Annotated in this window: 16 protein-coding genes and 1 riboswitch; of the genes, 6 read left to right on the forward strand and 10 right to left on the reverse strand. The window is 67.5% G+C overall.

From position 1 onward, the window contains the following. Window positions 1-42 precede the first annotated feature (42 nt). A complete protein-coding gene (cobT, locus tag F2Q65_RS08065) occupies window positions 43-1,146 on the reverse strand; it encodes a nicotinate-nucleotide--dimethylbenzimidazole phosphoribosyltransferase (RefSeq protein ID WP_150092210.1) in 1,104 nt (367 codons plus the stop codon). Between the two features lie 80 nt (window positions 1,147-1,226). Then, window positions 1,227-3,164 (reverse strand): TonB-dependent vitamin B12 receptor, encoded by a 1,938-nt coding sequence (gene btuB, locus F2Q65_RS08070; protein ID WP_150092212.1) that lies wholly within the window; start codon window positions 3,162-3,164, stop codon window positions 1,227-1,229. Window positions 3,165-3,285: 121 nt separating this feature from the next. Next, window positions 3,286-3,544, reverse strand: a riboswitch (cobalamin riboswitch). A 155-nt stretch (window positions 3,545-3,699) separates the two neighbouring features. Here btuB and F2Q65_RS08075 point away from each other — a divergent pair. The 4 genes from F2Q65_RS08075 to purU are packed head-to-tail and all read left to right on the forward strand — an operon-like array spanning window position 3,700 to window position 9,295. Further along, window positions 3,700-6,702, forward strand: a complete 3,003-nt coding sequence (locus F2Q65_RS08075; RefSeq protein ID WP_150092214.1) for a chemotaxis protein CheB — start codon at window positions 3,700-3,702, stop codon at window positions 6,700-6,702. A gap of 38 nt (window positions 6,703-6,740) precedes the next feature. Next, a complete protein-coding gene (locus F2Q65_RS08080) occupies window positions 6,741-7,334 on the forward strand; it encodes an HdeD family acid-resistance protein (protein ID WP_150092216.1) in 594 nt (197 codons plus the stop codon). 3 nt (window positions 7,335-7,337) lie between these two features. After that, window positions 7,338-8,411, forward strand: a complete 1,074-nt coding sequence (locus tag F2Q65_RS08085) for an agmatine deiminase family protein (RefSeq protein WP_150092218.1) — start codon at window positions 7,338-7,340, stop codon at window positions 8,409-8,411. 26 nt (window positions 8,412-8,437) lie between these two features. After that, a complete protein-coding gene (purU, locus tag F2Q65_RS08090; protein ID WP_246156072.1) occupies window positions 8,438-9,295 on the forward strand; it encodes a formyltetrahydrofolate deformylase in 858 nt (285 codons plus the stop codon). Window positions 9,296-9,365: 70 nt separating this feature from the next. Here the strand turns inward: purU and epmA are convergent, their stop codons facing one another. From epmA to trxC, 7 genes are all read right to left on the reverse strand, one after another. Next, a complete protein-coding gene (gene epmA, locus F2Q65_RS08095; protein WP_150092222.1) occupies window positions 9,366-10,337 on the reverse strand; it encodes an EF-P lysine aminoacylase EpmA in 972 nt (323 codons plus the stop codon). 62 nt (window positions 10,338-10,399) lie between these two features. Continuing rightward, window positions 10,400-10,972: an elongation factor P gene (gene efp, locus F2Q65_RS08100; protein WP_150092224.1), complete on the reverse strand. Its 573-nt coding sequence runs from the start codon at window positions 10,970-10,972 to the stop codon at window positions 10,400-10,402. Between the two features lie 19 nt (window positions 10,973-10,991). After that, complete coding sequence (locus F2Q65_RS08105; protein ID WP_150092226.1) at window positions 10,992-11,315, reverse strand: DUF2845 domain-containing protein; 324 nt, start codon at window positions 11,313-11,315, stop codon at window positions 10,992-10,994. 41 nt (window positions 11,316-11,356) lie between these two features. Further along, a complete protein-coding gene (gene greA / locus F2Q65_RS08110) occupies window positions 11,357-11,833 on the reverse strand; it encodes a transcription elongation factor GreA (RefSeq protein WP_150092228.1) in 477 nt (158 codons plus the stop codon). Window positions 11,834-12,015: 182 nt separating this feature from the next. After that, window positions 12,016-15,222, reverse strand: coding sequence for a carbamoyl-phosphate synthase large subunit (gene carB / locus F2Q65_RS08115; protein WP_150092230.1), 3,207 nt, complete (start codon window positions 15,220-15,222; stop codon window positions 12,016-12,018). 123 nt (window positions 15,223-15,345) lie between these two features. Beyond that, window positions 15,346-16,506 carry a glutamine-hydrolyzing carbamoyl-phosphate synthase small subunit gene (gene carA, locus F2Q65_RS08120; RefSeq protein WP_150092232.1) on the reverse strand — a complete coding sequence of 387 codons (1,161 nt, stop codon included), beginning with the start codon at window positions 16,504-16,506 and terminating at the stop codon, window positions 15,346-15,348. A 175-nt stretch (window positions 16,507-16,681) separates the two neighbouring features. Further along, window positions 16,682-17,128, reverse strand: a complete 447-nt coding sequence (trxC, locus tag F2Q65_RS08125) for a thioredoxin TrxC (RefSeq protein ID WP_150092234.1) — start codon at window positions 17,126-17,128, stop codon at window positions 16,682-16,684. Window positions 17,129-17,321: 193 nt separating this feature from the next. On the opposite strand from trxC, the gene trxA reads away from it, so the two are divergent. Further along, a complete protein-coding gene (trxA, locus tag F2Q65_RS08130; RefSeq protein WP_150092236.1) occupies window positions 17,322-18,185 on the forward strand; it encodes a thioredoxin in 864 nt (287 codons plus the stop codon). 101 nt (window positions 18,186-18,286) lie between these two features. Beyond that, window positions 18,287-18,895, forward strand: coding sequence for a hypothetical protein (locus F2Q65_RS08135; RefSeq protein ID WP_150092238.1), 609 nt, complete (start codon window positions 18,287-18,289; stop codon window positions 18,893-18,895). 127 nt (window positions 18,896-19,022) lie between these two features. Here F2Q65_RS08135 and galU read toward each other — a convergent pair whose 3' ends face one another. Beyond that, window positions 19,023-19,895: a UTP--glucose-1-phosphate uridylyltransferase GalU gene (galU, locus tag F2Q65_RS08140; RefSeq protein ID WP_150092240.1), complete on the reverse strand. Its 873-nt coding sequence runs from the start codon at window positions 19,893-19,895 to the stop codon at window positions 19,023-19,025. Window positions 19,896-19,918 lie beyond the last annotated feature (23 nt).

A 19,918-nucleotide genomic window follows, 5' to 3' on the forward strand; every position in this document is an offset into this window, starting at 1 on the left:
CCGGCCGGGCCTTGCTTTTAGGGGGCCATGCGGCCCCCTTTTTCATTGTGGCGCGGACAGCGGCGCCTGCCCCTTCACCCCCGCCTCGGCAAAGGTGGCCATGTCGCCATGCAGCCGGCAGGCGAGACGCAGCAGCGGCACCGCCGTGGCCGCCCCGCTGCCCTCTCCCAATCGCATCTCCAGATCCAGCAACGGCACCCCGCCCAAGGCCTGCAACACCAAGGCATGGCCTGGCTCCGCCGAAGCATGGCTGAACAGCATCCAGTCGGCGGCGCCAGGGCACAGACGCACCGCGACCAGCGCAGCCACGGAACTGATGAAACCGTCCAGCAGCACAGGCAGCCGACGCTGGGCACAGGCCACATAGGCGCCGGCAAGTGCGGCGACGTCGAAACCGCCCAGGGAGGCCAGCACGGCAGCGGGTGCGGGCCGCCCCGCGTCGGGCGGCGTTGCCTGCGCGGCACGACGGTGCCGTTCCAGGGCACGCGCCACCACGCGCTGCTTGTGCTTGACGCCGGCGCTGTCGAGACCGGTGCCCGGCCCCACCAGGGCCGCAGCCGGCTGCTCCAGTAGCGCGCAGGCCACCGCCGCCGACGCCGTGGTGTTGCCGATCCCCATCTCGCCGCCGATGAACAACTCGGCGCCGGCGTCGATGGCACGGAGGGCCGCCGCTCGGCCCTGCGCCAGCGCTTGGTCGCATTGGGCATCGGTCATGGCCGGCCCCCGCGCCAGGTTGGCGCTGCCGGGCGCGATGGTCGCATCGCGCACCGCCGGATGCGGTGACATAGGCGTCGCGGTACCGAGATTGACCAGCTCGATGTCCGCCTCCAGCGCCAGGGCCAGCACACTGATGGCGGCCCCGCCGGCGGCCATGTTCATGACCATCTGCATCGTCACTGATGGCGGAAAGGCCGAGACCCCCTCCTCCACGACGCCATTGTCGGCGGCGAAGACGCAGATGCGCACTCGCTCCACCGAGGGCCGCTCCCGGCCTTGCATGGCGGCGAGCCGCAGGGCGACCTCCTCCAGCCGCCCTAGCGCGCCCGGGGGCTTGGTCAACTGCGCCTGGCGGGCGGCGGCCGCCCGGCCCATGGCGGCATCAAGTTCGGCGGCGGGCGTGCAGACCCAGTGTGTTGATGCGGTCATTGGTTGCCTCAGTTCATCGTGGTGAAGGGGCGGTGGTGAGCTGCCTCGGCAGCAGTGCGCCGATCGACCGCTCGCCGGTGTCAGGGCGCGTAGCGCAGGGTGACGTAGAGCCCCCGTCCCGGCTGGTTGTACCAGGCCGCGGTCTCGTAGTCCTCGTCGAACAGGTTGTCGAGCCGCGCCTGCAGCCGCAGCGCGTCACTGAAGGCATACTCCGCGCGCAGATCCACCAGGGTGTAGCCGTCCAGGCGCACGGTGTTGGCGGCATCGTCGAAACTTCGCCCGGAGACCACCACACCGGTGCCGGCGCTGAAGCGGCCGAAGGTTCGGTCCAGATCGAGCCGGAAGGTCTGTTCCGGGCGGCGCTGCAGCAGGTTGCCGTCGTTGGGGCCGTCGGACTCGTTGCGCGGGTCGAGCAGGGTCAGATTGACGCCGATGTCAACACCGAGCAACTGGCCGGTCAGGGTGCCTTCAAGCCCCCGAATCCGCGCGCGGTCGATGTTCTCGGCGAAATACAGCGGCGGCTGAAGCACGATCAGATCGTCCACCTCGGTCTGGAACAGGTTCAGCGACCAGCGCCAGGTGTCGAACAGCCCCGAGGCGCCGACCTCCAGGCTGCGGCTCTGCTCAGGCTGCAGGTCCGGGTTGCCGTCGGCAAAGAATGGACTGGGCGAGACATAGTAGAGGTCGTTAAAGTTCGGCGCTGTGAAGGCGGTCCCGTAGGATGCCATCAGCCGCAGCGCCGGGCCGACATCATAGCCGAGGGCGATGTCGCCGGTGTTGTGCCCGCCGAACTGCTCGTTGTCGTCATGACGCAGGCTCGCCGTCAGTCGCAGCGGGCCGAACCAGCCCTGGTACTGACCAAACAGGCCGGTGTTGTCCCGCGAGGTCACCGAGTAGGCGTCGTTGCTGGTGATTCGGTCCTCGGTATAGTCGATGCCGAGCGTCACCAGGCTGTTCTCGCCGACGGCGACATCGTTCTGCCAGGACAGGCTGTCGCGGCGGGTGTCGAAACGGCCGACGTAGGCGCCGTCCTTGTAGCTGCTGTCCTCGTCCCAACTGCGCCCCGCTCGCAGCAACATCTCCCAGTTCTCCAGCGGACGCAGCCTGACGGTGGCACCCAGCACCTGCAGCAGACCCCGGCTCTCGTTCACCCACGAACCGTCGAACTCGACGTCGGTCTCGGCGCGGAGAAAGATCAGGTCCACCTTGGCGCGATCGCCGAGGTCGTAGCCGACGTTGGCGCTGACGCCCTTGTTGCTGTAGCCGTCGTCGTCCGGCTCATCGGTGAAGCAGCCGTCGTAGTACGGTGCCCCGCGGCCACGGCAGCCGTTGAACCCCTGGGTTCGCTCGACATTGCCGCTGAGGCTGAATCGTCCATGCTCGCCGCCACCCGAGAGACCGCCGGCGATGCCGGCGGTGCCATAGGTGCCCGCAGTGGTGTTGAAGAAGGGGCGCAGGGGGCCGCCGCCCCGCCGCGTGAAGATCTGCACCACGCCGCCGATGGCATCGGAGCCGTACAGGCTGGAGTGCGGGCCGCGCACGATCTCCAGCCGCTCGATCTGAGCCACCGGGATGTTCTGAAACGCGGTCTGGCCTGTGGTGGCGGAACCCACCCTGAAGCCGTCGACCAGAAACAGCACCTGGTCGGAATTGGCGCCGCGCAGATAAAGGCTCGAGCTCTTGCCGGCGCCGCCGGCATTGCTCAACGCAACCCCCGGCAGCCCGCGCAGGATGTCGAGGGTGCTCAAGGACTGCTGCTGCTCGATCTCCTTGCGGGTCACCACGGTGACGGAGACCAGGGTCTCGTCCGCAGTCTCGGCGGTGCGCGTGGCGGTGACGACGATGGGCGAGACCTCCGAGGTGGCCGTTTCGACGGCGGCGATGGCGGGCGCGGCCAGGATGCCGACCAGCGGCAAGGCCCGCAGGATCAAGCCGGCAGGGCAGGTGAAAAAGCGGCTGGCAGGAAGGGGCGCACCGGCATGACGCCGGCGGCCGACGAGGGAAACTGGTCTGGTCATGAATGCCTCTCTGGGCCCCCGCTCACCCGCGAAGGCCGATCTGGAACGGATACCGAGAGGACGTGATGACCACCGCCGGGCGCGCAGGCGCACAACAGCCGCCCGCACCGCCCTCCGCAGCACCAGGGGATTGCGGCGGGCCGGTCTCCGGGCTCGCGAGCGCAGGGGGGCCGATAAAGGGCCGACCCTGAACCGCAACGCCTTCCCATGGCCCGTTGCCGGGACCACAGTGGCCTCGTGTTGCGGCTTGACTCGCCTACCGTTGCGGGGGCAGCGCCGGCATCGCCGAAGGCCTCTGACAAGACCCCGACCGAACCGGCTTCCCGTTTAACCCCGGGCGTGCAAGAACACGCCGGGGCACCTGTCGCAAAGCTGATCATGTTGGCGCCCTCGGTCCGGTCAGGTCAAGCGTTCGACCTGACACGGATCAAGCGAACGCCGCTCGGCCCTGCCGGCACCACGGCAGCGGACGTAAAGGCGTACAATCCACGGGCGAGCAAACCAGGTTTGTCCCAGCAAGGCACCCGTTGACGCCATGGCCGACATCAGCAGGAATTCCGATCCAGCCCACCCTGACGGTGCCCAGACCGGCACCCAGACCGGCACCCAGGCCGAGCCCAGATTCTATGTCGTCGCGGTGGGCGCCTCCGCCGGCGGCCTGGACGCCCTCGAGCGCTTCTTCCGCGCCGTGCCCGCCCAGTCCGGCGCGGCCTATGTGGTGATCCAGCACCTGTCGCCGGACCACAAGAGCATGATGGCGAATCTGCTGAGCCGTCATACGCGCATGTCCGTGGTGACCGTGGAAGACGGCATGACCATCGAGCCGAACCGGGTCCATCTGATCCCGCCGGCCAGCATCATGAGCGTCTCCCATGGACAGCTCCGGCTCAGCCCCAAGAACCCGCGCGGCCTGTCGCTGCCCATCGACCTGTTCTTCACCGCCCTGGCGCGCGACTTCGGCAAGTACGCCATCGGCGTGGTGCTCTCGGGCACCGGCTCCGACGGCACCCGTGGCGCGGTGGCCATCAACGACGCCGGCGGCCTGCTGCTGGCCCAGGAGCCGGAATCGGCCAAGTTCGACGGCATGCCGCGCAGCGTCATCGCCACCGGCCTGGTGGACGCCATCCTGCCACCGGAGCAGCTGGGCCCGCGGGTGCTCGACCATATCCGCCAGGCGCCGCGTCCGCGCATCCGCCCCCAGGGCGAGAGCGCATCGGTGGACCGCGAGAGCGCGCTGGAGGAGACCCTGCACCTGCTGCACCACCAGGGCGGCATCAACTTCCGCGAATACAAGCCGGCGACGGTGATGCGGCGCATCGAGCGGCGCATGCAGGTGCGCCACATGCCCGATCTGGAGCAGTACGCCCGGCTGCTGGACGGCGACCGCACCGAACTCAACGCCCTGCGCCGCGAGTTGCTGATACCGGTCACCAGCTTCTTCCGCGACCCGACCTCGTTCGATGTCCTGGCGGAGACCGCCATCGAGGCCATCGTCAAGGATCGCGGCGAAAATCAGCCCATCCGTGTCTGGGTCCCCGGCTCGTCCACCGGCGAGGAGGCCTATTCCGTCGCGATCCTGTTCGCCGAGGCCTTCGAGCGCACCCGGCGCTGGCCGCCGCTGAAGATCTTCTCCACCGACGTGGAACAGCACAACGTCGACTTCGGCAGTGCCGGCGTGTTTTCCGAGGCCATCACCACGGAGGTCTCGCCGGAGCGCCTTGAGCACTGGTTCTACAAGCGCGGCAATCACTTCGTCGTCAAGAACGAGATCCGGCAGAGCATCGTCTTCGCCCGGCACAACCTGCTGGAAGACCCGCCGTTCACGCGCATGGACCTGGTGTCCTGCCGCAACCTGCTGATCTACTTTCGCACCGATGCCCAGGCCCGCGCGCTGCGCCGCCTGCAGTACGCCCTGGCGCCCGGTGGATTCCTGTTCCTGGGTTCAAGCGAGAGCCTCGCCGGGCTGCAGACGGACTTCACCGCGGTCAATTCCAGGCACAAGATCTATCGCATCCTGCGGCATCTGGCGCTGCCGCTGGACGCCAGCGCCGGCGGCCTGACCCGGCGCATGGAGGCCCCCAGCATGGCGCAGCGGCTGCAGCCGGGCCGCCGCATCGGCGCCACCGCCAGCATCGAGGCCGGCCAGGCCGCGTTGTTGCGCAGTTACACGCCCACCACGCTGATGCTCAACGCCAACCAGGAACTGCTGCATGTGTTCGGCGATGTCGGCCACTACCTGCGCATCCCCGAGGGGAGCATGACGCTGGAACTGGCCAAGCTGCTGCCGCCCACGCTGGCACCGGTGGCCCAGGCGCTGCTGCACAAGACCGCCCGCGGCACCGAGCCCAACCGTTCCGACGTATTGCGGCTGCCACTGCCCGACGGCGAGCACCAGCGGCTGCGGCTGGTGGCACGCAGCATCGACGTGGAGCAGGGCGAGCGGCATCTGCTGCTGTCGTTCGAGCCCGAGCCGCCGGCCAGCGCCCACCCCGGTCAGGGCGATGCCCGCGACGGCATCGAGACCATGGACATGCACCACGAGACCAGCGAGCGGGTCGAGACCCTCGAGCACGAGCTGGCGCTAACGCGCGAGAGCCTGCAGGCCACCATCGAGGAACTGGAGACCGCCAACGAGGAACTGCAGGCCACCAACGAAGAACTGATGGCCTCCAACGAAGAGCTGCAAAGCTCCAACGAGGAACTGCAGTCGGTCAATGAAGAGCTCTACACGGTCAACGCCGAGAACCAGGAAAAGATCGAGATCCTGAACCGGCTCAATGCCGACCTGGATACCATGGCCCGCGCCGCGGCCATCGCCACCATCTTCGTCGACGCCAATCTGCTGCTCACGCGCTTCACCCCCGAGGCCACCGCGCTGTTCAAGATTCGCGACGGCGACCTGGGCCGGCCCATCGACGACTTCACCAACCTGCTGGACTACCCGGAGTTCATCGGCGAACTGCGCCGCACGGTGGAGACCGGCAACATGCTGCAACGCGAGCTGCGCGCCGCCAACGGCCGCATCTACCTGACCCGCGTGCTGCCCTATGCCGTGCGCGGCAAGGCGCCTTCCGGGGCGGTGGCGACCTTTGTCGACATCACCCTGCTGCGCAACGCCGAACGGCTGCAGGCGGTGCTGGATTCGCTGCCGGAGCATGTGGCCGTGCTTGACGGCGACGGCCGCATTACCATGGTCAATCGCGCCTGGCGCCGGTTCGCCGAGGCCAATGGCGCCCCCGGAGACGCCCTGACCGGCGTCGGCTGCGACTACCTGGATGTCTGCGATCTGGACATCGGCACAGACGACGCCTACGCCGAGCGCGCCCGCCAGGGCCTGCAGGCCGTGATGTCCGGTCGCAGCGAGTCGTTCTCGATGAAATATCCCTGCCATTCCCCCGATGAGGAACGCTGGTTCCTGATGCACGCCTCGCCCATCGAACACCCCGCCGGCGGCGTCATCGTGAGCCACGTGGACATCAGCGAATGGCATGCCCAGCAACAGGCCAAGCAACAGCCCGGTGAAGCGCCGCCGCACTGATCCCATACCCCGTCAACCACACCTGAGGAACCCCACCCATGCCCAACAGCATCAACCTGACATCCGTCCCAATCACCGTGTTCGGCGAGCTTGAAAAGAACTGGGGCTGGCTGCTGGCCTTTGGCCTTGCCTCCGTCGCCCTGGGCACCCTGGGCCTCGGCATGACCTTCATGTTCACCGAGGTCACCGCGGTGTTCATCGGTGCGCTGCTCATCGTCGGCGGCGTGCTGCAGCTGCTTGAAGGCATGAAATGCCGCGGCTGGAAGAGCATCGCCTGGCATGTGCTGATCGCGCTGCTGTATGTCGGCGCCGGACTGGTCACGGTGCTGCACCCGCAGCTGGCCGCCCTGTCGCTCACCCTGATGCTGGCCTGGATCCTGGTGGGCATCGGCATCGTGCGCGGCGTGATCGCGTTCCAGATGCGTCCCGCCCGGGGCTGGATCTGGCCCCTACTATCCGGTCTGGTGTCGCTGGTGCTGGGCGGCATGATCCTGTACGAATGGCCGGAATCCGGCCTCTGGTTCATCGGCCTGTACGTCGCCATCGAACTCATCTTCAATGGCTGGTCCTACCTGTTCATCGCCCAGGCGGCGCGCGCCGCCGGCAAGCGGCGCAAGCAGGCAGCTGCCTAGAAAATGGCCAGACTGCCCGCCGAATGGGAACCACAGTCCGGCGTGCTGCTGACCTGGCCGCACGCCGGCACCGACTGGGCCCCCTGCCTGGATGCGGTGGAGGCGCTGTATCAGCGCCTGGCCGCGCTCATCGCGCAACAGGAGCCGGTGCTCATCGTCTGCCATGACGCGGCGCACCGCCGCCATGTCGCCGCGCGGCTGGATCAGGCCGGCGTCGCCGCCACGGCGCGGCATCTGGCGCTGGCCCCTTCCAACGACACCTGGGCCCGCGACCACGGGCCGATCACGGTGATCGGCGACGACACCGGGCCGACGCTGCTGGACTTTCGCTTCAACGGCTGGGGCGGCAAGTTCACGGCCGATCTCGATGACCGGATCAGCGGCCGGCTGCATGCGGCGGGCTGGTTCGGCGATGCGGCATTCGCAGCCAGCCCGCTGGTGCTGGAAGGCGGCGCCATCGACAGCGACGGCCGCGGCACCGTGCTGGCGGTGCGCCGCACCCTGGTGGATCCGGCACGCAATCCCGGCTGGTCCGAGGCACAGATCGAGGCCGAACTGCACGCACGCCTGGGGGCGGAGCGGGTGCTCTGGCTCGACCACGGACAGCTCAGCGGCGATGACACCGACGGCCATGTGGACACCCTGGTGCGTTTCTGCGACCCCGGCACCCTGTGCTTTGTGCAATCACCCGGCGCACAGGACCCGGACCATGCCGAACTGACGGCCATGGCGCAGGAACTGGCCGCGCTGCGCCAGCCGGACGGGGCGCCCTACCGGCTGGTGCCCCTGCCCAAGCCCGGTCCGCTCCAGGACAGCGACGGCGAGCCGCTGCCGGGCACCTATGCCAACTTCCTGATCATCAACGGCGCGGTGCTGGTACCGGTGTACGACGACCCGGCGGATGACCTGGCCCTGGCGCGGCTCGCCCCGCTGTTCCCTGGGCGACGCATCATCCCCCTGGACTGTCGCACGCTGATCCGCCAGGGCGGCAGCCTGCACTGCATCACCATGCAGCTTCCGGCCGCCCTGCCACTGGTCGAGCCGGCACGGACAATGCCGCCAGCGCCCGGCCACTGACCCGCCACCACCCGATCCGTCTGCCCATCATGGAACGCGCCTACCGTCTCATCATCTCCTGCCCGGACCAGATCGGCATCGTCGCCGCGGTCAGTGATTTCATCGCCGGCCATCGGGGCTGGATCACCGAGGCCCATCATTACACCGACCCGGCCAGCCAGTGGTTCTTCATGCGCTACGTGGTGCGGGCGGAGTCGCTGCCGTTCGGCATCGACGAACTGCAGCGGCTTTTCACGCCGGTCGCCGAGCGCTTCGGCATGCAGTGGCGGGTGCACGACACCGGCGTGCGCAAGCGCGTGGTGCTGCTCGCCAGCCGGCAGGCGCACTGCCTGTCGGACCTGCTCTACCGCTGGCGCAGCGGCGAGATGGCCATGGACATCCCCTGCGTGCTGTCCAACCACGACGACCTGCGCGGCTATGTGCAATGGCATGGCCTGCGCTATTGCCATTTCCCCGTGGACCCGGCGCGCAAGGTCGACCATTTCCGCGCCGTGGAGCAGGCCCTGGCGGAGACCGCCCCGGACCTGATCGTGCTGGCGCGCTACATGCAGATCCTGCCGGAGCCCATCTGCGCCCGTTATCCCGGGCGCATCATCAACATCCACCACAGTTTCCTGCCGTCGTTCGTCGGCGCCCGGCCCTATCACCAGGCCTCGGCGCGGGGGGTCAAGCTGATCGGGGCCACCTGCCACTATGTGACCGCGGAACTCGACGCCGGCCCCATCATCGAGCAGGACGTGGTCCGCGTCGGCCACCACAACACGGTGGAAGACATGATCCGCCTGGGCAAGGACGTGGAAAAACAGGTGCTGGCCCGTGGCCTGCGCTTCCATCTGGAAGACCGCGTGCTGCTGCACGGCAACAAGACCATCGTCTTTGCCTGATCCGTTTCGCAGGACGGTCGGCGACGACAGGCGTGGCTGACGTCTTGATGCTTCTGGGTGTCACCCAGGGTCAGGCCCGCTCCACCGGGAAGGCCATGACCTCGTCGATGTGCCCAGCGCCGACCGCGAGCATGAGTAGCCGGTCGAGCCCCAGGGCCACGCCGGCACTGTCGGGCAGGCCGGCGGCGAGGGCGGCCAGCAACTCGACATCCATCGGCACCTCGGGCTGGCCTCGCTCACGACGCGTGGCGAGGTCCTGCTCGAAACGCCGGCGCTGCTCGGCGGCATCGGACAATTCGTGGAAGCCGTTGGCCAGTTCCATGCCCTGCAGATAGAGCTCGAACCGCTCGGCGACCGGCACCTCGTCCTGTCGCAACCGTGCCAGCGCGGCCTGGCTCGGCGGATAGTCGTGCACAAAGGTCAGGCGCTCACGCCCGAGACCGGGCTCCAGGCACTGGCTCATCAACAGATCCAGCCAGCCATCGCGGTCCAGTTGCAGGTGTTCGCTGCCCGGCACGGGCACCGCCAGCGCAACGGCGCGCAATGCCTCGGGGGTGGCCTCCCAGGGATCGACCTGGAGAGCCCCGCGGAACAGGTCGCGGTAGCGGACGAACTCCACCTCCAGTTCCGGACGCTGCAGCGCGGTGCGGACCACGTCCGCCACCTCCAGCATCAGCGCCTGCAAGGTGAACCCGGGCCGGTACCATTCCAGCAGGGTGAACTCGGGATGATGCCGCCGTCCGCGCTCATCGTCGCGGAACACCTTGCAGATCTGGTAGATGGGCCCGCACCCCGCAGCAAGCAGCCGCTTCATGGGGAATTCCGGCGAGGTCTGCAGGTACAGGCCGGATGTGGGTGCCGGATCGGCAGTGGCCAGACGCAGGCTGGCCAGGGCGGGGTCGGTGGTGGCGTGGCGCGACAGCACCGGGGTCTCCACCTCGAGCACGCCCCGGTCGGCGAACAGGGCGCGGATGGCGGCAAACATGCGCGCCCGCCTGCTCAGCACCGCCAGCGCGGCACTGGGCCGCCAGTAATCAGCCAATACGCCGGACGGAGTGCCGCTCTGGTCGCCGGATCGAGGCGGGAGCGAGGCCGCCGGAGGGCTCACTCTTCCTTGGCGCGGGAGACGTAGCTGCCCGAGCGGGTGTCGACCTTGATCAGCTCGCCGATCTGCACGAACAGCGGCACGTTGACCACGGCGCCGGTCTCCAGCGTGGCCGGCTTGCCGCCACCGCCGGAGGTGTCGCCCTTCAGGCCTGGGTCGGTGTCGGTGATCGCCAGCACGACGAAGTTGGGCGCCTCGACGCTCAGCGGCTGGCCGTTGTACAGGGTCACGCCGCAGATGTCCTGCTCCTTGATCCACTTGGCGGCCTCACCCACGGCGTTGGCATCCGCGGTCAGCTGCTCGAAGGTGTCGGTGTCCATGAAGTGCCACAGCTCACCGTCGTTGTAAAGATACTGCAGCTCGGTGTCATGCACGTCCGCCGCCTCCACCGAGTCGCCGGACTTGAAGGTGCGCTCCACCACCCGCCCGGTCTTCAGGTTCTTCACCCGGACGCGGTTGAATGCCTGGCCCTTGCCGGGCTTGACGAACTCGTTCTCGACGATGCTGTATGGATCCCCGTCCAGCATGATCTTGAGTCCGCCCTTGAATTCATTGGTCTTGTAACTTGCCATTCGCTTGGTCTCTTTGTGGTCAGTAGCCGTAACCCTGGCTCTCGATACTCTGGATCTTGCCGTCTTTGACGACGATCCGCTGCACGAAGCGGTTTGGGCCGAAGTTGTAGGTCCAGACCTCGTAGGGTCGCTCTTCGTAGGCCGTGTAATAGCTGTTGTTCAGCTGATCGTAGGCGCGGTAGGGCACCCGGTCGACGACCTGCTCCACCTGCGTCGGCTCGCCGCACTCATGTCGCAAGGTCATGGTGCTGTCACCCTTGCTGACGATGGCATTACCGCAACGCAGCGCATGGGCTGGCCCCACCGCCAACAGCAAAGCGACAAAAAACACGACAGTGCGCATGACAGGCCTCCTTAGGTCGGGGAGATGTGATCGGGAACTCGCTATTCGTAGCGGACTTCCAAGATCTCGAACTCGCGCTTGCCGCCGGGGGCCTCGACCAGGGCGGTGTCGCCCTCGCTCTTGCCGATCAGGCCCCGGGCGATGGGCGAGCTGACGCTGATCTTGCCCTGCTTGATGTCGGCCTCGTCGTCGCCGACGATCATGTAGGTGTGCTCCTGGTCGCTGTCGATCTCGAGCACGTCGACCGTGGTACCGAATACCACCTTGCCATTGCGCGGCAGTTGGGCGACATCGATGATCTGGGCATGGGACAGCTTGGACTCGATCTCCTTGATCCGTCCCTCGATGAAGCCCTGCTGCTCGCGGGCGGCATGGTATTCGGCGTTTTCCTTGAGATCACCGTGGGCCCGCGCCTCGGCGATGGCCTCGATCACCTTCGGGCGTTCCACCCTTTTCAGCCGTTCGAGTTCGGCGCGCAACTGGTCCGCGCCCCTGGCGGTCAGAGGGACTTTGTTCATGGGTTGGATCCTTTGGCGGGATGCATCGGCCGCAGCCGATCCATCTGGGATTGAAATCAGTATCCGGGATTGAAACCACTGGCGCGCGGCAAACGGCCCGCAAACGGGCCGAAGCCGCAGGACACCAGGAGCGTGCGCGTCGGCGCGCACATCAGTGTTCTAGCCTAGCGGTGGCCCGCTGATCAGTAAAGATCCTGCAGCCGGTTCACGCGCAGCAGGTCGGGCTGTTTCAGCGCCAGCACCGTGGCCTCGGCACCGGCGATGGTGGTGGTGTAGCTGACCTTGTGCTGAAGGGCGGCGCGCCGGATCTCGGCGGAGTCCTCGATGGCCTGGGCCCCTTCCGTGGTATTGACGATGAAGCTGATCTCGTCATTCTTGATCATGTCGACGATGTGCGGTCGCCCTTCCTTGACCTTGTTGACCCCCAGGCACTCCATGCCCGCCTGGCGCACGGATTCCGCCGTGCCGTGGGTGCCGTAGAGGGTGAAGCCCAGTTCCACCAGCTCGCGCGCGACCCGCACCAGGCGGGTGCGATCGGCGGCGCGCACGCTGAGCATGGCCTTGCCGCGCCTGGGCAACGACTGGCCTGCACCCTCCACCGCCTTGCCGAAGGCCTCGGCGAAGGTCTCGCCCACGCCCATGACCTCGCCGGTGGACTTCATCTCGGGGCCGAGCACGGTGTCCACGCCGGGGAACTTGACGAACGGGAACACCGCCTCCTTGACGAAGTAGTGCTTGGGCCTGACCTCGCGGGTCAGACCTTGCTCCGCCAGGCTGGTTCCGGCCATGCAGCGCGCCGCCACCTTGGCCAGAGGCACGCCGATGGACTTGGACACGAAGGGCACGGTGCGTGAAGCACGCGGGTTCACCTCCAGGATGTAGACCTCGTCACGCTGGATGGCGAACTGGGCGTTCATCAGACCGCGCACTCCCAGCGCCAGCCCCAGCCGGGTCATCTGCTCGCGCATGCGGTCCTGCAGGGTCTCGGGCAGGGTATACGGAGGCAGCGAACAGGCCGAGTCGCCGGAGTGCACGCCGGCCTGCTCGATGTGTTCCATGATGCCGCCGATCAGCACCTGTTCGCCATCGCAGACCGCGTCCACGTCCACCTCGATGGCGTCGTCGAGGAAGCGGTCCAGCAGCACCGGCGACGCGTTCGACACGCTCACTGCGGTGCGAATGTAGCGCGACAGCTCGGCGTCGTTGTAGACCAGCTCCATGGCCCGCCCACCCAGCACATAGGACGGCCGCACCACCAGCGGGTAGCCGATCTCGGCGGCGCGCTCCAAGGCCTCCGCCTCGCTGCGGGCGGTGGCGTTGGGCGGCTGCACCAGGCCCAGGTCATTGATCAGGCGCTGGAAGCGTTCCCGGTCCTCGGCCAGATCGATGGAATCCGGGGAGGTGCCGATGATGGGCACGCCGGCCGCCTCCAGATCGCGCGCCAGCTTCAGCGGGGTCTGCCCACCGTACTGCACGATGACGCCGAACGGGCGCTCGGTCTCGACGATGGCCAGCACGTCCTCCAGCGTCAGCGGCTCGAAGTAGAGCCGGTCGGAGGTGTCGTAATCCGTCGACACCGTCTCCGGATTGCAGTTGACCATGATGGTCTCGAAGCCGTCGTCGCGCAGGGCGAAGGCGGCATGGCAGCAGCAGTAGTCGAACTCGATGCCCTGCCCGATGCGGTTCGGCCCCCCGCCCAGCACCATGATCTTGCGCGCGCTGCTGGGCTCCGCCTCGCACTCCTCCTCGTAGGTGGAATACAAGTAGGCAGTGCTGGAGGCGAACTCCGCGGCGCAGGTATCCACGCGCTTGTAGACCGGGCGCACGTCCAGTTCGGCACGCAGGGCGCGGATGCGTGCCTCGCCGACGCCGGTGAGCACGCCCAGCCGCCGATCGGAGAACCCCTTGCGCTTGAGCAGCCGCAGCCGTTGAGCGTCCAGTGCCGCCGGGCCCTGCACCTTGATCTCGTGCTCCAGCGCGACCAGCTCGTCGATCTGGGCCAGGAACCAGGGGTCGATGCCGGACAGCTCCTGCACCTCGTCCAGGCTCATGCCGGCGCGCAGCGCGTCCGCCAGGTAGAAGATACGTTCGGGGCCTGGCTGGCGTACCTCGCGACGCAACTGGCTGATGGAGGCCGGATCCGCCAGGTCCAGCACCTCGTTCAGGCCGTCCTTGTCGGTCTCCAGGCCGCGCAGGGCCTTCTGCAGGCTTTCCTGGAAGGTTCGGCCCATGGCCATCACCTCGCCGACGGACTTCATCTGCGTGGTCAGGCGCGAGTCGGCCAGCGGAAACTTTTCGAAGGCGAAGCGCGGTATCTTGGTGACCACGTAGTCGATGCTGGGCTCGAAGGACGCCGGCGTGGCACCGCCGGTGATCTCGTTGCGCAGCTCGTCCAGGGTATAGCCCACCGCCAGCTTGGCCGCGACCTTGGCGATGGGGAAGCCGGTGGCCTTGGACGCCAGCGCCGAGCTGCGCGACACCCGCGGGTTCATCTCGATGATGATCATGCGCCCGTCCGCCGGATTGATGGCGAACTGGACATTGGAGCCGCCGGTGTCGACGCCGATCTCGCGCAACACCGCGATGGAGGCGTCGCGCATGATCTGGTATTCCTTGTCCGTCAGCGTCTGCGCCGGCGCCACGGTGATGGAGTCCCCGGTGTGCACCCCCATCGGGTCGAAGTTCTCGATGGAGCAGATGATGATGCAGTTGTCCTTGTGGTCGCGCACCACCTCCATCTCGTACTCTTTCCAGCCCAGCGCGGATTCCTCGATCAGCAACTCGCTGGTGGGCGAGAGATCGAGGCCGCGACGGCAGATCTCGTCGAATTCCTCGGCGTTGTAGGCAATGCCGCCGCCGCTGCCGCCCAGGGTGAACGACGGCCGGATGATGGCGGGGAAGCCGATCTGCGCCTGCACCTGGATGGCCTCCTCCAGGCTGTGGGCAATGGCCGAACGCGGCATGTCCAGGCCGATGCGGCGCATGGCCTGGCGGAACAGGTCGCGGTCCTCGGCCTTGTCGATGGCGTCGCGGGAGGCACCGATCATCTCCACGCCATAGCGCTCCAGCACCCCTTCGCGGGCCAGGTCCAGCGCACAGTTCAGGGCCGTCTGGCCGCCCATGGTGGGCAGCAGGGCGTCCGGTCGCTCGCGCTCGATGATGCGCTCCAACACCCGCCAGTTGATGGGCTCGATGTAGGTGGCATCGGCCATCTCGGGGTCGGTCATGATGGTGGCCGGGTTGGAGTTCACCAGAATCACCCGGTAGCCCTCCTCGCGCAGCGCCTTGCAGGCCTGGGCGCCAGAATAGTCGAACTCGCAGGCCTGGCCGATGACGATCGGCCCGGCGCCGATGATCAGGATGCTGTTAATGTCTGTACGCTTGGGCATGGGAGCACTTGCAGGGATCTGGAGAAGGGGCTGGAAAGCGTCTGGTCGGGGTTCGGCAAGGGCCCGGGGACACCGTGTGATCGATGCATCCGCCTCTGCTGGCGAGACGCGGTCGGGTGGCGGTCAGCCCGCCGCGCCGGGTTCGGCTCGACCCTGCATCAGATCGACGAACTGGGCAAACAGGTGGGCCATGTCATGCGGACCCGGACTGGCCTCCGGATGCCCCTGAAAGCCGAACGCAGGATGCTCGCGATGGCGAATGCCCTGCAGCGAGCTGTCGAACAGCGAACGGTGGGTCGCCTCCAGGCTCTCCGGCAGGGTCGCCTCGTCAACGGCGAAGCCGTGGTTCTGGCTGGTGATCATGACCTCGCCGGAGGCCAGGGCCTGGACCGGGTGGTTGGCGCCATGGTGACCGAATTTCATCTTCACCGTGCGCGCGCCGCTGGCCAATCCGAGGAGCTGGTGCCCGAGGCAGATGCCGAACAGCGGCATGTCGGCATCGAGCAGGCTGCGGATGGCATCGATGGCGTAATCGCAGGGCTCCGGGTCTCCGGGACCATTGCTCAGGAAGACGCCGTCCGGGTCCATGGCCAGCACCTCCGCCACTGGTGTCTGCGCCGGCACCACGGTAACGCGGCAGCCGTGGTCCACCAGCATGCGCAGGATGTTGCGTTTGACGCCGAAGTCATAAGCGACCACATGCAGCCCCAGGCTCGGATCATCTGGCGCGAGCGGGGTCGGATCGCCCCCGCTCAGCGACCAGCTGCCCTTGGTCCAGACGTAGGCATCGGGGGTTGTGACCTCCTGGGCCAGATCCATGCCCTTGAGGCCCGGAAACGCTCGGGCAGCGGCCAGCGCCGTTTGCTCGTCGATGCCGTCACCGGCCTGCAGGCAGCCGCTCTGGGCACCCTTCTCCCGCAGGATGCGGGTCAGGCGCCGGGTGTCGATGTCGCTGATGGCGACGATGTCCTGGCGCTGCAGGTAGGCGCTCAAGTCCTCGTGCCGCCGCCAGTTGCTCGCCTGCGCGGGGTAGTCGCGGATGATCAGCCCGGCGGCCTGCACGAACGGCGATTCCTCGTCTTCCGGATTGGTGCCGGTGTTGCCGATGTGCGGGTAGGTCAGGGTGACCAGCTGCCGCCGATACGACGGGTCGGTCAGGATCTCCTGATAGCCCGACATCGCGGTGTTGAAGACGACCTCTCCGACGCTTTGGCCGTGGGCGCCGATGGATAGCCCCCGGAAGACCGAACCGTCTTCCAGGACCAGAACCGCGGGGTGTCTCAAGGCGTTCTCCGAAGCAGGGGGAGTCGCGGCGCGCGCGGCCACACCCGAAGCGCCGAGACGGAATAGATGTCAGACAGTAACCGGGGCCTCCGGACAGAGCCGCCCCGATCGATGCGCATGTTACTGGATGGCCCGGCCGCTGTCCATGCGACCGACGCGGGAAAGGGGCCTGCAATCACCCAGGGGCCCGGGCCTGGCTCTGGGCCCACTGCACCAGCCCGTTGGCGTCCATGGCGCCGGCCTGGCGGGCGACCTCGCGACCGCCCTTGAACAGGGCCAGTGTCGGGATGCTGCGGATGCCGAAGCGCATGGCCAGGCCCTGGGCCTGCTCGGTGTCCACCTTGACCAGCCGGATGCCGGGCTCGAGGCGCTTTGCCGCCGCCTCGAAGGCCGGGGCCATCATGCGGCAAGGCCCGCACCAGGGGGCCCAGAAGTCCACCAGCACCGGCAGGTCGCTGCGGCCGACATGGCGCTCGAAGCGCGGCTCGTCCAGCGCCAGGGGCTGCCCCTCGAACAGCGCGCCATGGCACTTGCCGCAGCGCGGCCCTTCACCCAGGCGCGCTTGGGGGATGCGGTTGACAGCATCGCAATGGGGGCAGACCACATGCACCGAATTCGTCATGACATTCTCCTCAGGGTTCGTTTCGACAGGACCCGGATCCGAAAACTGCGCACCGGCTCCACGACGGCAACCGGCGATCCTGCACGTCGGCAATCCGGCGAACTGGCGCAGGATCGGGTTGATTCGACCTCCAGGGACATTATTTTGCATCGATTGCAAGGTTTTCACCCGGCGCACAGCAAGGAGCCGATACATGACCGATTCGCCATACGTCGTCAACGTCACCGCCGCCAACTTCGAACAGGTCGTGCTGCAGGGATCACTGCAGCAACCGGTGCTGGTGGATTTCTGGGCCGACTGGTGCGCCCCCTGTCGACAGCTCATGCCGATCCTGGCGCGGCTGGCGGATGAATTCGCCGGCGCCTTTGTGCTGGCCAAGGTGGACACCGAGGCAGAGCAGGAGTTGGCGGCCCACTTCGGCATTCGCAGCCTGCCCACGGTGCAACTGTTCAAGGACGGCCAGCCGGTGGACCAGTTCATGGGCGCCCTGCCGGAGGGGGAGATCCGCGAGTTTCTCGCCCGACACATCGTGCGCGAGGGCGACCGGGTGCTGGAGGAAGCGCTGTCCCGGCTGGCTGCCGGCGATCTGGACGGCGCCGCCGCCGGCATCGAGCAGGCCCGTGCCGAAGATCCCGACAACAGTCGCCTGTTCGTCGCCGATCTACGGCTCAAGGCCGCCCGGGGCGATGTCGCCGGCGCCAGCGCGATGCTCGAGCGCACGCCGCTGGAACTGGCCAATGACCCCGAGCTCGCCGCCCTGCGGGGCCAGCTCGGCTTCGCCGCCATGCTCGACGGTGCACCCTCGGCGGAGACCTGCGCCGAGCGCCTCGAGGCCGACCCGAACGACAGCGAGGCACGCTACCAGCTGGCCGCGCATCAGGTGCAGGCCGGCGACTTCGACGCCGCCCTGGAGAACCTGCTGACGCTGATGCAGCGCGACCGCACCTATGGCGATGACGCCGCTCGCAAGGGTATGCTCTCCATCTTCGACCTGCTCGGCGGCGAGGGTGACCTGGTGAGCACCTATCGGGCACGGATCGCCCGCGCGCTGTACTGAGCCGGGCCGCATCGGTCTGGATCAGTGTCTCCTTGCGGCCCGATGGCAGCCTGCTGGCAACGAACAAACGAACCACCCGGCAACCTAGAGGCGACCCACCGATGAAGAGCTTCAATCCACGCATGCTGCTTCCACTGCTCCTGCTGCCGCTGGGGAGCCCCGCGCCAGCGGCGGATGCCGTGACCGAGCAGATCGACGCCGGTCGGCAGGCCTACGAGGCCGGCGACCCGCGCGGCGCCATCCAGGCGCTGAACTTCGCCGTAGCGCAGATCGAGGAACAGCTCAAGGCGCTGCAGTTGCAGGTGCTGCCGGCGCCCCTGCCCGGCTGGACCGCCGAGGACGCACAGTCGGAGACCGCCGGTTTTGCGGCCATGATCGCCGGCACAAACCTGTCGCGCACCTACCGCCGGGACGACGGCGAGGCCAGCCTCACCATCACCATCACCGCCGACTCACCGATGCTGGCGATGATGAACATGATGATGTCCACCCCGCTGCTGATGCAGGCGGACCCGGACAATGCCCCCTTCACCTTCGGCGGCTACCGGGGCACCATCCAGCAGCCGCCGGACGGCAGCGCCAAGGTCATGCTCATGGTCGGCAGCCGCATCCTGGTTCAGCTGGAGGGCCGCGGCACCGATCGGCAGACCCTCGAGGCCTACCTGGAGGCGCTCAACCTGTCCGGGCTGGAGAAGGCGTTGCTCGGCTAGGACACCGGTCAGCATCGAGAGCCGCCGCGCCGGGGGAGCCCCTCTTGGCAGGCGCCAGACGGCAGTAACTGCCGTCTGGCGGCTGGATGCTGGCGGCTGGCGGCCAACCTCTGACCGCTGCCTGTCCTCAAAGCTTCAGCCCCTTCAGATAGGCGCGGAAGCTGTCGCCCAGTTCCGGATGGGACAGGGCGTACTCCACCGTTGCCTCCAGGTAGCCTTCCTTGCTGCCACAGTCGTAACGCTTGCCCTTGAAGGGATAGGCGATGACGGTCTCTTCCTTCAACAGCGCAGCAATGGCGTCGGTGAGCTGGATCTCGCCACCGGCACCCGGCTTGGTCTGTTCCAGCAGATCGAAGATGCGCGGCGTCAGCAGGTAACGCCCGACCACCGCCAGATTGGACGGCGCCACGGACGGGTCCGGCTTTTCGACGATGGAGACCACGCGCAGGGTGCCGTCCGGCTGCTCCTCGGTCTCGACGATGCCGTACTTGTTGGTCTCCTCCGGTGGCACCTCCTCGACACTGAGCACGCTGGCACCGGTGCGCTCATGCACCTCGGCCATCTGCTCGACCACCCCCTTCTCGTCGTTGCGGATCAGATCGTCAGCCAGGATGATGGCGAAGGCCTCGTTGCCCACCACGGGCTTGGAGCAGAGTACCGCATGGCCCAGGCCCAGGGCCTCCGGCTGGCGCAGATAGATGCAGTTGACATGCGCCGGCAGCACCGTGCGCACGATCTTCAGCAGCTTCTCCTTGCCGGCGCTGGTGAGCTCGCTCTCCAGTTCGTAGGCCTTGTCGAAATGGTCCTCGATGGAGCGCTTGTGCCGGCCGGTGATGAAGACCAGTTGCGTCGCGCCGGCGGCCTCCGCCTCCTCTGCCGCATACTGGATCAGCGGCTTGTCCACCACCGGCAACATCTCTTTCGGACTGGCCTTGGTGGCAGGCAGGAAGCGGGTGCCGAGACCGGCTACGGGGAAGACTGCTTTACGAATGCGTGCCATGTGAACTCCTGTGTCGTTCGCTT

The sequence above is a fragment of the Thiohalocapsa marina genome, assembly GCF_008632335.1.
In the GTDB taxonomy this organism is placed as follows: Bacteria; Pseudomonadota; Gammaproteobacteria; order Chromatiales; family Chromatiaceae; genus Thiohalocapsa; species Thiohalocapsa marina.

Coding starts and splice junctions, on each gene's coding strand:
- trxC (WP_150092234.1), bottom strand. CDS start 17,128: ATGACGAATTCGGTGCATGTGGTCTGCCCCCATTGCGATGCTGTCAAC.
- cobT (WP_150092210.1), bottom strand. CDS start 1,146: ATGACCGCATCAACACACTGGGTCTGCACGCCCGCCGCCGAACTTGAT.
- greA (WP_150092228.1), bottom strand. CDS start 11,833: ATGAACAAAGTCCCTCTGACCGCCAGGGGCGCGGACCAGTTGCGCGCC.
- efp (WP_150092224.1), bottom strand. CDS start 10,972: ATGGCAAGTTACAAGACCAATGAATTCAAGGGCGGACTCAAGATCATG.
- F2Q65_RS08085 (WP_150092218.1), top strand. CDS start 7,338: ATGGCCAGACTGCCCGCCGAATGGGAACCACAGTCCGGCGTGCTGCTG.
- F2Q65_RS08135 (WP_150092238.1), top strand. CDS start 18,287: ATGAAGAGCTTCAATCCACGCATGCTGCTTCCACTGCTCCTGCTGCCG.
- carB (WP_150092230.1), bottom strand. CDS start 15,222: ATGCCCAAGCGTACAGACATTAACAGCATCCTGATCATCGGCGCCGGG.
- F2Q65_RS08075 (WP_150092214.1), top strand. CDS start 3,700: ATGGCCGACATCAGCAGGAATTCCGATCCAGCCCACCCTGACGGTGCC.
- galU (WP_150092240.1), bottom strand. CDS start 19,895: ATGGCACGCATTCGTAAAGCAGTCTTCCCCGTAGCCGGTCTCGGCACC.
- F2Q65_RS08080 (WP_150092216.1), top strand. CDS start 6,741: ATGCCCAACAGCATCAACCTGACATCCGTCCCAATCACCGTGTTCGGC.
- F2Q65_RS08105 (WP_150092226.1), bottom strand. CDS start 11,315: ATGCGCACTGTCGTGTTTTTTGTCGCTTTGCTGTTGGCGGTGGGGCCA.
- btuB (WP_150092212.1), bottom strand. CDS start 3,164: ATGACCAGACCAGTTTCCCTCGTCGGCCGCCGGCGTCATGCCGGTGCG.
- trxA (WP_150092236.1), top strand. CDS start 17,322: ATGACCGATTCGCCATACGTCGTCAACGTCACCGCCGCCAACTTCGAA.